The sequence below is a fragment of the Actinomadura syzygii genome, assembly GCF_008085905.1.
Lineage (GTDB): Bacteria > Actinomycetota > Actinomycetes > Streptosporangiales > Streptosporangiaceae > Spirillospora > Spirillospora syzygii.
The window spans coordinates 457,793-470,393 of the sequence record NZ_VSFF01000009.1 but is presented as its reverse complement, the minus strand read 5'-3'; the positions used below and the strand labels follow the sequence as shown (position 1 = coordinate 470,393).

14 protein-coding genes are annotated in these 12,601 nt (G+C 73.0%); 6 read left to right on the top strand and 8 right to left on the bottom strand.

Annotation, left to right across the window (positions count from 1 at the left end):
* Positions 1-7 precede the first annotated feature (7 nt).
* Positions 8-1,120 (bottom strand): pyruvate dehydrogenase (acetyl-transferring) E1 component subunit alpha, encoded by a 1,113-nt coding sequence (gene pdhA / locus FXF65_RS24970; protein ID WP_148352435.1) that lies wholly within the window; start codon positions 1,118-1,120, stop codon positions 8-10.
* Between the two features lie 128 nt (positions 1,121-1,248).
* Here pdhA and FXF65_RS24965 point away from each other — a divergent pair, with 128 nt between their 5' ends.
* The gene (locus FXF65_RS24965) at positions 1,249-1,887 is read left to right on the top strand and encodes a GntR family transcriptional regulator (protein ID WP_246199068.1); all 639 of its coding nucleotides are present in this window, start codon (positions 1,249-1,251) and stop codon (positions 1,885-1,887) included.
* Here FXF65_RS24965 and FXF65_RS24960 read toward each other — a convergent pair.
* Positions 1,869-2,591 (bottom strand): GntR family transcriptional regulator, encoded by a 723-nt coding sequence (locus tag FXF65_RS24960; protein WP_148352433.1) that lies wholly within the window; start codon positions 2,589-2,591, stop codon positions 1,869-1,871. The genes FXF65_RS24965 and FXF65_RS24960 overlap by 19 nt on opposite strands.
* A gap of 161 nt (positions 2,592-2,752) precedes the next feature.
* Between FXF65_RS24960 and FXF65_RS24955 the strand changes: the two genes are divergently transcribed.
* From FXF65_RS24955 to FXF65_RS24940, 3 genes are all read left to right on the top strand, one after another.
* Entirely contained in the window at positions 2,753-3,982 is a 1,230-nt protein-coding gene (locus FXF65_RS24955; RefSeq protein ID WP_148352432.1) for an NRAMP family divalent metal transporter, read from the top strand.
* Between the two features lie 319 nt (positions 3,983-4,301).
* Positions 4,302-5,093 (top strand): putative hydro-lyase, encoded by a 792-nt coding sequence (locus tag FXF65_RS24945; protein WP_148352431.1) that lies wholly within the window; start codon positions 4,302-4,304, stop codon positions 5,091-5,093.
* Positions 5,094-5,115: 22 nt separating this feature from the next.
* Positions 5,116-6,531, top strand: a complete 1,416-nt coding sequence (locus FXF65_RS24940) for a protein kinase domain-containing protein (protein WP_148352430.1) — start codon at positions 5,116-5,118, stop codon at positions 6,529-6,531.
* Positions 6,532-6,552: 21 nt separating this feature from the next.
* Here the strand turns inward: FXF65_RS24940 and FXF65_RS43925 are convergent, their stop codons facing one another.
* A complete protein-coding gene (locus FXF65_RS43925) occupies positions 6,553-7,167 on the bottom strand; it encodes a hypothetical protein (RefSeq protein WP_187412487.1) in 615 nt (204 codons plus the stop codon).
* A 1-nt stretch (position 7,168) separates the two neighbouring features.
* Positions 7,169-7,804 (bottom strand): hypothetical protein, encoded by a 636-nt coding sequence (locus FXF65_RS24930; RefSeq protein WP_148352429.1) that lies wholly within the window; start codon positions 7,802-7,804, stop codon positions 7,169-7,171.
* Positions 7,805-8,053: 249 nt separating this feature from the next.
* On the opposite strand from FXF65_RS24930, the gene FXF65_RS24925 reads away from it, so the two are divergent.
* Both FXF65_RS24925 and FXF65_RS24920 read left to right on the top strand, forming a co-directional pair.
* Positions 8,054-8,443: an SSI family serine proteinase inhibitor gene (locus FXF65_RS24925; protein WP_148352428.1), complete on the top strand. Its 390-nt coding sequence runs from the start codon at positions 8,054-8,056 to the stop codon at positions 8,441-8,443.
* Positions 8,444-8,486: 43 nt separating this feature from the next.
* Positions 8,487-8,852 (top strand): hypothetical protein, encoded by a 366-nt coding sequence (locus FXF65_RS24920; protein WP_148352427.1) that lies wholly within the window; start codon positions 8,487-8,489, stop codon positions 8,850-8,852.
* Between the two features lie 60 nt (positions 8,853-8,912).
* Here the strand turns inward: FXF65_RS24920 and FXF65_RS24915 are convergent, their stop codons facing one another.
* From FXF65_RS24915 to FXF65_RS46285, 4 genes are read right to left on the bottom strand one after another with little or no spacing between them, the layout of a single operon-like run.
* Complete coding sequence (locus FXF65_RS24915; protein WP_148352426.1) at positions 8,913-9,401, bottom strand: nucleoside deaminase; 489 nt, start codon at positions 9,399-9,401, stop codon at positions 8,913-8,915.
* A gap of 12 nt (positions 9,402-9,413) precedes the next feature.
* Positions 9,414-10,424: a LacI family DNA-binding transcriptional regulator gene (locus tag FXF65_RS24910; protein WP_148352425.1), complete on the bottom strand. Its 1,011-nt coding sequence runs from the start codon at positions 10,422-10,424 to the stop codon at positions 9,414-9,416.
* A gap of 31 nt (positions 10,425-10,455) precedes the next feature.
* On the bottom strand, positions 10,456-11,907 hold the full coding sequence (locus FXF65_RS24905; protein WP_148352424.1) for a GH1 family beta-glucosidase: 1,452 nt from the start codon (positions 11,905-11,907) through the stop codon (positions 10,456-10,458).
* Positions 11,904-12,476, bottom strand: a complete 573-nt coding sequence (locus FXF65_RS46285) for a carbohydrate ABC transporter permease (RefSeq protein ID WP_425458753.1) — start codon at positions 12,474-12,476, stop codon at positions 11,904-11,906. The genes FXF65_RS24905 and FXF65_RS46285 overlap by 4 nt, the downstream gene beginning before the upstream one ends.
* Positions 12,477-12,601: the final 125 nt, after the last annotated feature.

Genomic DNA, 12,601 nt, shown 5'->3' with positions numbered 1-12,601 from the left:
GTGCCTCTCAGGAGCCGAATACGGGGTCGGCGGGGAGCCTGCGCAGCTCGCCCGGGACGGGGGTGGCGTAGGTGTAGTCGAACAGCGTGGACACGTCGGGCGCCGGGCTCTCGTCGGCGAACGCGGCCGCGGCGTCGACCTCGGCCGTGACCTCGGCGTCCAGCCTGTCGCGGTCGTCGTGGGAGAGGATCCCCGCCTCCTCCAGCTCCAGCGCCATCCGGGCCAGCGGGTCGGCGGCCTTGAGGGCCTCCTTCTCCTCCTTGGACCGGTACCGGGCCGGGTCGACGACCGAGTGGCCCTTGAGGCGCGGGCTCGTCGTCTCCAGCAGGTACGGCTTGCTCTCCGACCTGGCGCGCTCCACGGCGAGGCGGGCGGCGTCCCGGACGGCGACGACGTCGGTGCCGTCCACCCGGGCGCTCTCCATCCGGTAGGCGGCGCCGCGCCGGTACAGCTCGGGCTCGGCGGCGGAGTTCTCCACGGTCGTGCCCATGCCGAGCCCGTTGTTGATCACGACGAAGACGACCGGGAGGTCCCAGAGGCCCGCGATGTTCAGCGACTCGTGGAAGGCGCCGATCGCGGTCGTCCCGTCGCCCATGTGGCACATGACGACCTCGTCGCCGCCCTTGTAGGACACCGCGAGCGCCGCCCCCGCCGCGAGCGGCACCTGGCCGCCGACGATCCCGTACCCGCCGAGCAGCCGCGTCTCGGCGTCGAACAGGTGCATCGACCCGCCCCAGCCCTTGGACACGCCGGTCGACCGCCCGTAAAGCTCCGCCATCACGCGGTCCGCGCCGATGCCCTTGGCCAGCGCGTAGCCGTGCTCGCGGTAGTTCGTGAACAGATAATCGGAGGGACGCAGGGCCGCCATCAACCCGACGACCGTGGCCTCCTCGCCCAGGTTCAGATGGCAGTAGCCGCCGATCTTCGCCTCGGTGTAGGCGCGGGCGGCCCGCTCCTCGAACCGCCTGATCAGCAGCATCTGCCGGTAGTAGCCGACGAGCGTATCGGCGTCCGCCGGCGGGACCGGGGGCGTCGCCGCCGCGGTCTCCGGCCGGGGGGTCTTCGCGCCGCGCGTCCTCGATCGCGTGGCTCGGGGAGCCGATCGGACGGTCTCAGTCATCGGCGACCTTCCTCTGTCCGGGGCAGCGTCATAGGATCACCAGACGCTCCCGATCATCATTGATCTATGATCGATCATATTGTATCCGTCAAGGCTCACTTACCGACGTGCCGTCTAACATGTCGTCCGTGAACGCGCCGACCCCAGCCCATCTGCTCCGCACCGGTCTCGCCGACCAGATCCGCGAGTTCATCGTGGACGGCATCAGCTCCGGCCGGTGGGAGCCCGGCGAGCGCGTCGTCGAGCGCCGGATCGCCGCCGAGCTGGGCGTCAGCCAGGGCCCCGTCCGGGAGGCGCTGCGCCAGCTGGAGGCGCAGCGGCTGATCGAGTCGCTGCCGAACCGGGGCGCCCGCGTCCGCGACTTCACCGCGCGGGACCTCGCGGAGATCTTCCCCGTCCGGGCCGGGCTGGAGCGGACGGCCGTGGAGCTCGCCCTGCCCCGCCTCGCCGACTGCATGGACGCCCTCGAAGAGCACAACCGGCGGCTCGCCGCCGCCGCGCGGGACGGCGACCTCGTCGAGCAGATGCGGCTCAGCATCGCCTTCCACCGCGAGATCGTCGAGTCGGCGGGGAACCGGCTGCTCGTCTCGGTCTGGGAGGGCCTCGGCATCGAGCTGTGGACGACCCTGTCCCTGCGCCTGCACCAGACGGAGATCTACTCCAAGTCGGCCGAGCACGCCGAGCTGATCGAGGCGTTCCGCCGCCGCGACCCGCGCGCTCCGCAGCTCCTGCACGACCACGTCATGAACTACGCGCCCGACCGTTGACCCGGCCGCTGGCCTTTCGCGCGGTAGGCGCTCGTGAGCTGCGCCTCGGCGTCGTCCAGGTAGGAGCGCAGCTCGCGCTCGGCCGCCGCCGGGTCGCCGCCGGCCAGCAGGTCGTGGATGCGCCGGTTGCGGGCGAGGTAGGGCTCGTGGAACTCGCGCGGCGAGCCCATCTCGTGGAAGACGAGCCGCATCTCGGCGAGCAGGTGCCGGGTCATCTCGTCCACCCGCGGGCTGCCGACCAGCGCGGCGAGCGCCCGGTGGAAGCGGATGTCGGCGGTGCCGACGTCGGCCCAGCGGCCCGCCGCGGCGGCGCGCTCGCCGTCGGCGACCGCCGCCTCGACGCGGGCGAGCGCGGCGGCGGACGCGTCCCGCGCGCACCGCACCCCCTCGCACTCCAGGATCCGCCGGACGCGGTACAGGTCGGCCAGGCCCTCGGCGGTGACGCGCCGGACGAACACCCCGCGGTTGAACTCGTGCACGAGCAGCCGCTCCTGGACGAGCAGCCGGAACGCCTCCCGCATCGTGTTGCGCGACACCTTCACGGCGCGGCAGAGGTCCTCCTCGGGGAGCCGTGCCCCGGGGACGAGCCGCCCGTCGGTGATCTGCTCGCGGAGCAGGTCGGCGACCCGGGCCGCGGTGCTGGAGCGATCCAGCTCGTGCCGCGCCGCCGCGATCTCGTCGAGCCACGACTCCTGCGTCGGCATCGGCCTGCCCTCCCGGTGGCGGCGGACGCCACGCGCTTCGACGTCGGTGCGACGGCCAGGGTATCCCAGCGGCGCCGGAAATAACCCTACAAAAGGATTGAAGGATTGTTCAACAATCCTTACCCTGGCGGAAAGGTCGCACCCCTGGAAGGTCAGCCCCCATGACGGACCGGACCACCCTGGAAAAGCCCCCCTCGCCTCCCGCCCGCTCCCGCCGCGCCGCGCTCGCGGGCGCGATGTTCCTGATGGCGACCAGCGCCATCGGACCCGGCTTCATCACCCAGACCACCGTGTTCACCGCCAAGCTCGGCGCCGCGTTCGCGTTCGCGATCGTCGTGTCCGTGCTGGTGGACATCGCGATCCAGCTCAACGTGTGGCGCGTCGTCGGCGTGTCCGGCATGCGCGCGCAGGAGCTCGGCAACCGCGTCCTGCCCGGCGCGGGCTACGGCCTCGCCGCGCTGGACGTCTTCGGCGGCCTCGTGTTCAACATCGGCAACATCGCGGGCACGGCGCTCGGCCTGAACGCGCTGCTCGGCCTGGACGTCAAGCTCGGCGGCGCGCTGTCCGCGCTGGTCGCCATCGCGATCTTCCTCAGCCGCCGGGCCGGGGTCGCGATGGACCGGATCGTCATCGTGCTCGGCGCCGCGATGATCCTGCTGACGCTGTACGTGGCGTTCGTGTCCGAGCCGCCGCTCGGCGACGCGCTGCGGCAGAGCGTCTCGCCGGAGACCGTTGACTTCCTCGTCATCACCACCCTGATCGGCGGGACGGTCGGCGGCTACATCACCTACGCGGGCGCGCACCGCATGATCGAGTCCGGGCTGACCGGCGCGGACAACGTCAAGGAGATCAACCGGAGCGCGGTCACCGGCATCCTCGTCACCGGGCTGATGCGGGTGCTGCTGTTCCTCGCCGTCCTCGGCGTCGTCGCGGGCGGCGTGACGCTCGCCAAGGAGAACCCGCCGTCGTCGGCCTTCCAGCACGCGGCGGGCGGTGCCGGGCTGCGGCTGTTCGGCGTGATCATGTGGGCGGCGGCGATCACGTCGGTGATCGGCGCGTCCTACACGTCGGTGTCGTTCCTGGTGTCGTTCTCGACGTTCGTCGAGCGGCACCGCAACCGCCTCGTGGTGGCGTTCATCGCGATCTCCGCCGCGATCTACCTCGTGATCGGCACCGCCCCGGCGAAGCTGCTCGTCCTCGCGGGCGCGCTGAACGGGATGATCCTGCCGTTCGGGCTCGGCGTCCTGCTCTTCGCGGCCGGACGGCGGCGCGACCTCCTCGGCGGCTACCGGTACCCGGTCTGGCTGCTCGCGCTCGGCGTCGCCGCGTGGCTGCTGTCGCTCTACCTCGGCTGGAACGCCCTGTCCGGCCTCGATGACCTGTGGAAATGAGGGACGGTGTGCTGATTCCCCTACATAGCGCGAAAAGTCCGGCGCGTCCGGGAACCATGCGGCCGGGGCCGCGCGTTCCCCTTACAGGGCCGCTGGCGACAGTCCGGTACCTGGGGCGTCCGGGTCATGCGGCACTCGGCGTGGGGGTGTCGGGTGCCGCAGACCCGGACTCGCTCCGGCCCGCGTACGGCCGGCCGCCCGGTGTCCCCGCGGACGCGGCGGCGAACGGGATCGGGTTCGGGGGCCACCGCGTCCGCCGACATTGCGTCCGCTGGCACTGCGTCCGCCGACGCTGCGTCCGCCGACACCGGGGGGACCGATGACCGCCCCGATCAACCCGGGCGAGTTGTCGCCCGGCCAGGCGAGGGCCCTGTTCCGGGCCGGGCTCCGCGCCCCCACCGCGGGCTGGTGCCGGGGCTGGACGCAGGCGAACCTGATCGCCGTGCCCCGCGAGCACGCCTACGACCTGCTGCTGTTCGCCCAGCGCAACCCGAAGCCGTGCCCCGTCCTGGACGTCACCGAGCCCGGCGAGACGTCCGCGTCGCTGTTCTCCGGCGACCTGCGCACCGACCTTCCCGGCTACGTCGTCTACGAGGACGGCGAGCCGGTCGCCGAAGTCCCCGACGTGACCGGATACTGGCGGGACGACCTCGTCTCGTTCCTCCTCGGGTGCAGCTTCACCTTCGAGGCGGCGCTGGAGGACGCGGGCGTGCCCATCCGGCACGTCGAGCAGGGCCGGAACGTCCCGATGTACCGGACGAACCGCATGTGCCGCCGCGCCGGGGAGTTCGGCGGCCCGCTCGTCGTGTCGATGCGTCCCGTCCTGGCCGCGCAGGTCGCGGACGCCGTCCGGGTCACGGCGCGGTACCCGTCCGTGCACGGCGCGCCCGTCCATGTCGGCGACCCCGTCGAACTCGGCATCGACGACCTCGGACGGCCCGACTACGGCGACCCGGTCGACGTCCGGGTGGACGAGATCCCGGTGTTCTGGGCGTGCGGAGTGACCCCGCAGGCGGCGGTGGCGGCGTCCCGGCCGAAGTTCGCCATCGGGCACGCGCCCGGTCACATGGCGATCACCGACGCGCGCGACAGCCGGTACCTCGTGCCCTGAGCCCGGGCATAGGCTGCTCCCCATGCCGGAGATCGTCGCCCCGGGCGACCGCCTCGGGGAGCGCTACCGCCTGGAACGACCACTCGGCGCGGGCGGCATGGCGACCGTCTGGCGCGCGGTCGACCTCGTCCTCGACCGCGCCGTCGCCGTCAAGGTGCCGAAGGACGGCTGGCCGGAGGAGTTCACCCGGCGGCTCCGCCAGGAGGCGAAGGCCGCCGCGGGCCTCACGCACCCGAGCATCACCGGCGTGTACGACTACGGCGAGCAGGACGGCCCGACGCGGACCGTCCCCTACGTGGTCATGGAGCTGCTGGACGGGGAGAGCCTGTCCGCGCGCCTCACCCGCGGCCCGCTGCCCTGGCGGGAGGCCGCCGGTGTCTGCGCGCGGGTGGCGGACGCCCTGGCCGCCGCCCACGCCGCGGGGATCGTCCACCGCGACGTCAAGCCCGCGAACATCTTCCTCACCCCGGTCGGGGTGAAGGTGCTCGACTTCGGGATCGCGTTCACCGGCCCCGCGACCGCGGGCGGGCCCGTCCTCGGCACGCCCGCCTACGTCGCGCCCGAACTGCTGACGGGCGCCGCGCCCACGGCGGCCGCCGACGTGTTCTCGCTGGGCGTGGTCCTGCACGAGTCGCTGACCGGGCTGCCGGTGTCGACGCCGTCCCTGCCACCGGACGTGCCGGACGAGGTCGCCGCGCTCTGCCGCCGCTGCCTCGCCGAGCGTCCGGAGGACCGGCCGACGGCGGCGGAGGCGGCCCGGGTGCTGGCGGCGGCGGGCGGCGTCCAGCTCGCGACGCGGCACGGCGGCGGCGACGCCCGTCCCGCCGAGCACGGCCGCTGGACGTCCGAGTCGCCGGAGCCGCCGGACGCGACCGGCGTCCTGGCCGGACCGCCCGTCTCGCCCGAGCCCGCGCCGAACCCGACGCGCGTCCTGGCCGAGCCGCCGCCGCAGGACCCGCCGCCCGCACCGCGCTCTTTCCGGAAGCCGCTGCTCATCGGCGGCGCCGCCGTCGGAGCCCTGGCCCTCGTGGCGCTGCTGCTGGCCGCGCTGGCGCCCGACTCGTCCGACCGGGCGAGCGCGGGACGGCCGAGATCGCCGTCCGCGAGCGCGAAGCCGTCTACCGCCTGCTCGGTGTCCTACCAGATGCAGGGGACGTGGCCGGAGGGCTTCCAGGCGTCCGTCCGCATCACGAACCTCGGCGACCAGGCGATCAACGGCTGGACGCTCGGCTTCGAGTTCCCGGACGGGCAGTCGATCGTCCAGCTCTGGAACGGCGGCAGCACCCAGAACGGCGCGGCCGTCACCGTCACGGCGGCGGGCTGGAACCGCTCGATCCCGCCGCGCGGGACGGCCGAGTTCGGCTTCCTCGGACGCCAGGACGGAGGGAACGGCGTGCCGTCCCGCTTCACGCTGAACGGCGGCGAGTGCCGGAGCTGACCGGCCAGCTCGCCGGGGTCGTCAGCTTGCCGGGGTCATCAGCTCGACGCCGATCAGCGACGCGAGCACGAGCGTCCGCAGCGGCTCGGGCAGGGGCGCGAAGACCCGGACGGTGTGGCGCCGACGCCGGTCGTTGTAAGGGGAGTGGGCGGTCAGGTACGACCCGATCCGATTGCCGCCGGGATCGGTGATCGTGCCCTCCTCGTTCGGGTTCCGCATGCCGGGGCCGGTCACGAACGCGATCTCGTTGCGCTGCGCGTCGAGGAGCCCGTAGCGGCCGCCCCGCTTGCCGGACATCAGCTTCACGACGCCGCCCAGCCCGCCCGTCATGACCGCGACCGAGCCGATCAGGCCGCCGTTCGGCGCGACCACGTAGGCGGGTTGCGGACGCATCGGGTCGTTGGTCCGGTCGACATAGAAGTACGGCGTCCCGTCAGGCCCGGCGACGCAGACCACCGTGCGGGTCTCGTCGTACTGGGCGTGCGGGTTCGCGTACGGCATCGCGGAGTCGTCCTGCCGCTGGACGGGAACCCGGGTGACGTTGGCGAGCAGCTCCCCGCCGTCGTGGACGACGTACTCGCGCGGCCGCTGCGGCTCGTCGATCGTCCAGGTGAGCGCTTCGTACAGGGACGGCACGTCAGCTCCGGGTCAGGTCGAAGGCGAGGGGCGAGGCGATGACCATCGTGCGCAGCGGCTCGGGGAGCTGGTACATGAGCTGCAGGACGTACCGGTCCTTGAAGGTCGCCTCCCGGACGTCGGCGTGCGCGATGAGCTGCCCGTTCACGTCGGTGTAGTCGCAGCCGACCGGGATCCACCGGAGCGTATTGTCGCCGGGCGTGCCGACCTGCCGCATCTCCCACGCCAGTTCGCACAGCGGACGGTCGGCGCCGTCGAGCAGGCGGTGCCGCATCGCGGCCGCGCGGCCGAACACGGCGCCCATCACGCCGCCCGCCGCCATCTGCTGCGCCACGCCCTGGAGGTCGTACTGGAACCGGCCGATCACCTGGCCGCCGGGCGCCACCACCGCGACCGGGGCGCCGTCCTGGTGGTCGACGTAGAACAGCGGCGCGCCGTCGAGCCCGCCGACCTGGACGACGACCCTCGCGTTCTTGAGCCCCGAGCCGAACATGCCGAGCAGTCCCTTGCGCGGTTTCGGGCCCGCGACCTGCGTCGCGTGACCGAGGGGCAGGTCGTTCTCGCCCTCGATCCGGTAGTCGAGCTGCGACGACTGCTGTTCGATCTTCAGGAAGGGCGAATTCAACAGGTCGGTCATGACATGCGAGCCTAGCGCGGTGTGTACGGGCCCCGCGGGCGATACCGCGGCCGCCCGCCGCATTTCGGCTACGCGGCATTGGAAAAATGGGCAGACTCGATTTCGGAGTTCACCGACGGCCGACCCGAGACCGGAATTGACCTTGTTTGGGGGATTTTATGGCGCGCCCATTGGCGGGGCGCCACGGTGATTCGGCGTCCGGGCGGCCGACGCCGCGGATCGCGGCGGGCAGAAACTGGGGAGGAAGAGATGCATGAATCGCGTGCCCGTCTCCGCTGGGCCGTGCTGGCGACGGGAATGGCCGTCCTCGCGCAGGCGGCGCCCGCGCAGGCGCGCGAACCGGCCGCCGCCTACCGGCTGTGGGTGACGCCCGAGAGGGGGCACGGCACCGTCCGCACGTTGACCTGCGACCCGGACGGAGGCACCCACCAGGACGCGGCCCGAGCCTGTGACCAGCTCAAATCCGTGCGCGGTGAGGTGTCGCGCATTCCCGCGCAGGACGGGGTGTGCACGCTGGAGTACGCGCCCGTCCGGGTCCGCGCCGAGGGCCGCTGGCACGGCGCGCCCCGGCATTTCGCCCGCACCTACGGCAACCGGTGCGCCGCGGTGCGGGAGACCGGCGGAATCCTTTTCCGGTAAGGGCGCTGATCGCCGACCCGCGGGCCGCCGGACGGGACCCGGTGTGCTTTCCGGCGGCCCGCCCGAAATGGAGGGCTTCGACGCGATGCTGGCCCATGCGGGATCGGACATCCTGGTGACCTATGAGCGGACCGGCGGATTCGCCGGTTTCGACGACCGCGTGACCGTCGACGATTCGGGGACGGCGGTCGTCCGCGACAGGAAGATCATGCTGCGGGGCGATGAAATGCGCGACCTGCGCGCCGCGCTCCGCGGGATCGTGACCACGCGGTCGTCACCGGCCGGATGCCAGGTGGCCGATCACTTCACCTACACGCTCACCTATCGGGGGCGCCGCGCGACGCGCTGCCAGGTGCCGCCGGACTGGCGGGCGGCGGTGGAGCGGCTCGACGCGCTGCTCGCCCGCTGACCGATCCCCGCGAAAAGGCGCGCCGTCCACAAAAGGGACGGCGCGCCTTCGGTCGTCAGGTCAGCGGCGGGCGGCGGCGCGGGTGTGCAGGTCGCGCATCGCGGACTCGAGGGACGCGACCGGCCCGTCCACCTGGATGCCGGGCACGACCTCCTGGATCGGGAAGGCCGTGACCGGACCGGGCGGGACGCCGAGGTCCACCCGCCAGGCTGCGAGCTGAGCCGCCGACAGGACGTAGACGATGCGTCCGAGCCCGACCCAGCCGTGCGCGGCCGAGCACATCGGGCAGTGCTCACCGGAGGTGAACACGGTCGCCGCCGCGCGGTCTTCCACGGACATGTTGTTCGCCGCCCAGCGCGCGGCCTCGAACTCGGGGTGCCGGGTGTGGTCGCCGCCCGCCGTGCGGTTGCGGTCCTCGAACAGGGCCTTCCCGTCCGCCCCCGCGAGGACCGATCCAAAAGGCTCGTCGGACGCGTCCAGCGCCTCGGCGGCCAGCTCAACGCAGCGCTTCAGATGGACGAGCTCGCCGTCGGTCGGTTCGTATGCCATGCCCGGATCATGTCAGGCGGACTCGCGAAGGACCAGGTGAGGGCGCAGGATGACCACCGGGTCGGGGACCGTCTCGCCGCGGATCCGGGACACCAGCAGCCGCGCCATCTCCACGCCCATCTCCTCCGGCGACTGGTGGACGGTCGTCAGCGGCGGGTCGGCGAGCGGCGCGGCGGCCGAGTCGTCGAACCCGATCACCGCCACGTCGTCCGGGACGCCGCGGCCGTGCCGGTGCAGCGCCCGCAGCGCGCCGAGCGCCATCGGGTCGTCGGCGGCGAACACCGCGTCCAGGGCGGGCTCGGCGGCGAGCAGCCGCTCCGCCGCCGCGACCCCGCTGGCCTCGCCGAAGTCGCCGTACTCGACGCGCTCGGGCAGCCCGGCGGCGGCGAGCGCGTCCCGGTAGCCCGCCAGCCGGTCGATGCCGACGCCCATGTCCTGCGGCCCGGCGATGGTCGCGATCCGCCGCCGCCCGCGCGCGACGAGGTGCGCGACGGCCTCCCGGGCGCCGCTGCGGTTGTCGACGTCGACGTAGCTGACCGGGTGCAGGCCGGGCGGCCGCCCGCCGAGCACGGTCGGCACGCCGCCCGCCTCCAGCTTGGCGGGCAGCGGGTCCTCGGCGTGCAGGGACGTGAGGAGCACGCCGTCCACGTGCTGGGCGGTGAGGTAGTCCTCCAGCCGGTCGTACTCGGCGGGGGAGCGGGCGAGCGCGAGCAGCAGCTGCAGCCCGGTGTCGCCGAGCCCGTTGCTGATCCCGCGGATGATCCCGGCGAAGTACGGCTCGTGGAACAGCCGCTGGTCGGACTCGGCGACGACGAGCGCCACCGTGTCGGTGCGGCGGGTGACGAGCTGGCGCGCCGCGCGGTTCGGCACGTAGCCGAGCTCGTCGATCGCCTTCAGCACCGCCTCGCGCGCCTGCGGGCTGACCCGCGGCGAGCCGTTCACCACCCGGGACACCGTGCCGCGGCCGACCCCGGCCCGCGCCGCGACCTCCTCAAGGGTCGGCCGCCCGCCCCTACCCGTCATCTGGCCCCCTCCGTGTGTGCAGTCCGGGCGGTCAGGCCCGTCCGGGCAGCCCGCCGCGCCGGATCACCCCGGCGTACCAGCGAGCGCTCTCCTTGGGCGCGCGGCGCTGCGTCGCGTAGTCGACGTGGACCAGGCCGAAGCGCTTCGAGTAGCCCCAGGCCCACTCGAAATTATCCAGCAGGGACCACGTGAAGTAGCCGCGAAGCGGGACACCGCCGGCGATCGCGTCGTGGCACGCCCGGAGGTGCGCGTCGAGGTAGGCGATGCGCGCGGCGTCCTGGACCGTGCCATTCTCGTCCGGGGCCTCGTCGTAGCCCGCGCCGTTCTCCGTGATGTACAGCGCGACGGACGGGTACTCGCGGTGCACCCGGCTCAGCACCTCGTGCAGCCCGCCCGCGTCGATCTCCCAGCCCATCCCGGTGACCGGGCGCCCGCCCGGCACGAACCGGACGTGCTCGCTGCCCACCCACGGGGAGTGCGCGGCGAACGGCGACGACGCGGTCTGGCTCGCCTCGCCGGGCGTCCCGGCGACGGTGTGCCGCGAGTAGTAGTTGACGCCGAGGTGGTCGAGCGGGCGGCCGATGACGTCCAGGTCGGCGTCGAGGTCCGCGCCTCCCGGGACGAACCCGAGCCGCTCGGTGTCCTCCAGCACGTCCGCCGGGTAGCGGCCGAGGAGCAGCGGGTCGAGGAACAGCCGGTTCTGGAGCCCGTCGACGCGGCGCGCGGCGTCCACGTCGGCGGGATCGTCGGTCGCGGGCGACACGGCGTAGAGGTTCACGGCCGCGCCGACCAGGGTGTCGCCGTTCGCGGCCCGCATGGCGCCCGCGGCGAGGCCGTGGCCGAGCATCAGGTGGTGCGCGGCCGTCAGCGCGGCGGCCGGGTCGCGGCGTCCCGGCGCGTGCTCCCCGGAGGCGTAGCCGAGGAACGCCGCGCACCACGGCTCGTTCACCGTGGTCCAGTGCCGGACGCGGTCGCCGAGCGCGCCGTGGACCAGCGCCGCGTACTCGGCGAACCGGTGCGCGGTGTCCCGTTCCGGCCAGCCGCCCGCGTCCTCCAGCGGCTGCGGCAGGTCCCAGTGGTACAGCGTCGGCCACGGCTCGACGCCCGCCGCGAGCAGCGCGTCCACGAGCCGCCGGTAGAAGTCGAGGCCCTCCTCGTTGACGGCCCCGCTCCCGGACGGCAGCACCCGCGGCCAGGAGATCGAGAACCGGTAGGCGGTGAGGCCGAGGTCCGCCATCAGCGCCACGTCGCCCGCGAACCGGTGGTAGTGGTCGACCGCGACGTCGCCGGTGTCGCCGCCGAGGACCTTGCCCGGGGTGCGGCTGAAGGTGTCCCAGATGGACGGGCCGCGCCCGCCCTCCTTGGCGGCGCCCTCGATCTGGTAGGCGGCGGTGGCGGCGCCCCAACGGAACCCCGCCGGGAAAGCCGCGACGGAAGCCGCGCCGGTGTCGTCCTGTACGGAGTCGTCCTGAACGGAGGTCACGCCTTCACTGCACCTTCCATGATTCCGCCGATGATCTGGCGGCCGAAAACGATGAACACGACGAGCAGCGGCAGGATCGCCACGGACGTCCCGGCGAACATGAGCGTGTAGTCCTTGAAGTAGGCGTTCGCCAGGTTGTTGATCGAGAGCTGCACCGTGGGGTTGTCCGGGCTCAGCACGGCGAGCGGCCACATGAACTCGTTCCAGGTCTGCATGAACGTGAACAGGCCGAGCACGCCCGCGGCGGGACGCAGCGCGGGCAGCACCACGCGCCAGTAGACGCCGAACGTGCTGCACCCGTCGACGCGGGCCGCCTCGATCAGCTCGTCCGGGATGGCCTGGTCGGCGTACTGCCGCATCATGAACACGCCGAACCCGGTGACCAGGAACGGGACGATCACCGCCTGCAGATGGTTCTGCCAGCCCAGCTTCACCATGATCATGTAGAGCGGGATGATGCCCATCTGCACCGGGATCATCATCGTCGCGACGATCGTGAGCAGCAGCGCGTTGCGGCCGCGGAAGCGCAGCTTGGCGAACGCGAACCCGGCGAGCGAGGCGAAGAACACCGTCGAGACCGTCACCGCGGCGGACGCGATGGCCGAGTTCAGCAGGCCCTTCGCGAAGTACGCCTCCGGGTTGTCGAAGAGGCGTCCGACGTTGTCGGCGCCCTGCCCGCCGGGCAGCAGCGGCG

Excerpts from the sequence above, each read along its gene's own strand:
- pdhA (WP_148352435.1), bottom strand. The coding sequence starts at position 1,120 with ATGACTGAGACCGTCCGATCGGCTCCCCGAGCCACGCGATCGAGGACG.
- FXF65_RS24960 (WP_148352433.1), bottom strand. The coding sequence starts at position 2,591 with ATGCCGACGCAGGAGTCGTGGCTCGACGAGATCGCGGCGGCGCGGCAC.
- FXF65_RS24955 (WP_148352432.1), top strand. The coding sequence starts at position 2,753 with ATGACGGACCGGACCACCCTGGAAAAGCCCCCCTCGCCTCCCGCCCGC.
- FXF65_RS24945 (WP_148352431.1), top strand. The coding sequence starts at position 4,302 with ATGACCGCCCCGATCAACCCGGGCGAGTTGTCGCCCGGCCAGGCGAGG.
- FXF65_RS24940 (WP_148352430.1), top strand. The coding sequence starts at position 5,116 with ATGCCGGAGATCGTCGCCCCGGGCGACCGCCTCGGGGAGCGCTACCGC.
- FXF65_RS24930 (WP_148352429.1), bottom strand. The coding sequence starts at position 7,804 with ATGACCGACCTGTTGAATTCGCCCTTCCTGAAGATCGAACAGCAGTCG.
- FXF65_RS24925 (WP_148352428.1), top strand. The coding sequence starts at position 8,054 with ATGCATGAATCGCGTGCCCGTCTCCGCTGGGCCGTGCTGGCGACGGGA.
- FXF65_RS24915 (WP_148352426.1), bottom strand. The coding sequence starts at position 9,401 with ATGGCATACGAACCGACCGACGGCGAGCTCGTCCATCTGAAGCGCTGC.
- FXF65_RS24910 (WP_148352425.1), bottom strand. The coding sequence starts at position 10,424 with ATGACGGGTAGGGGCGGGCGGCCGACCCTTGAGGAGGTCGCGGCGCGG.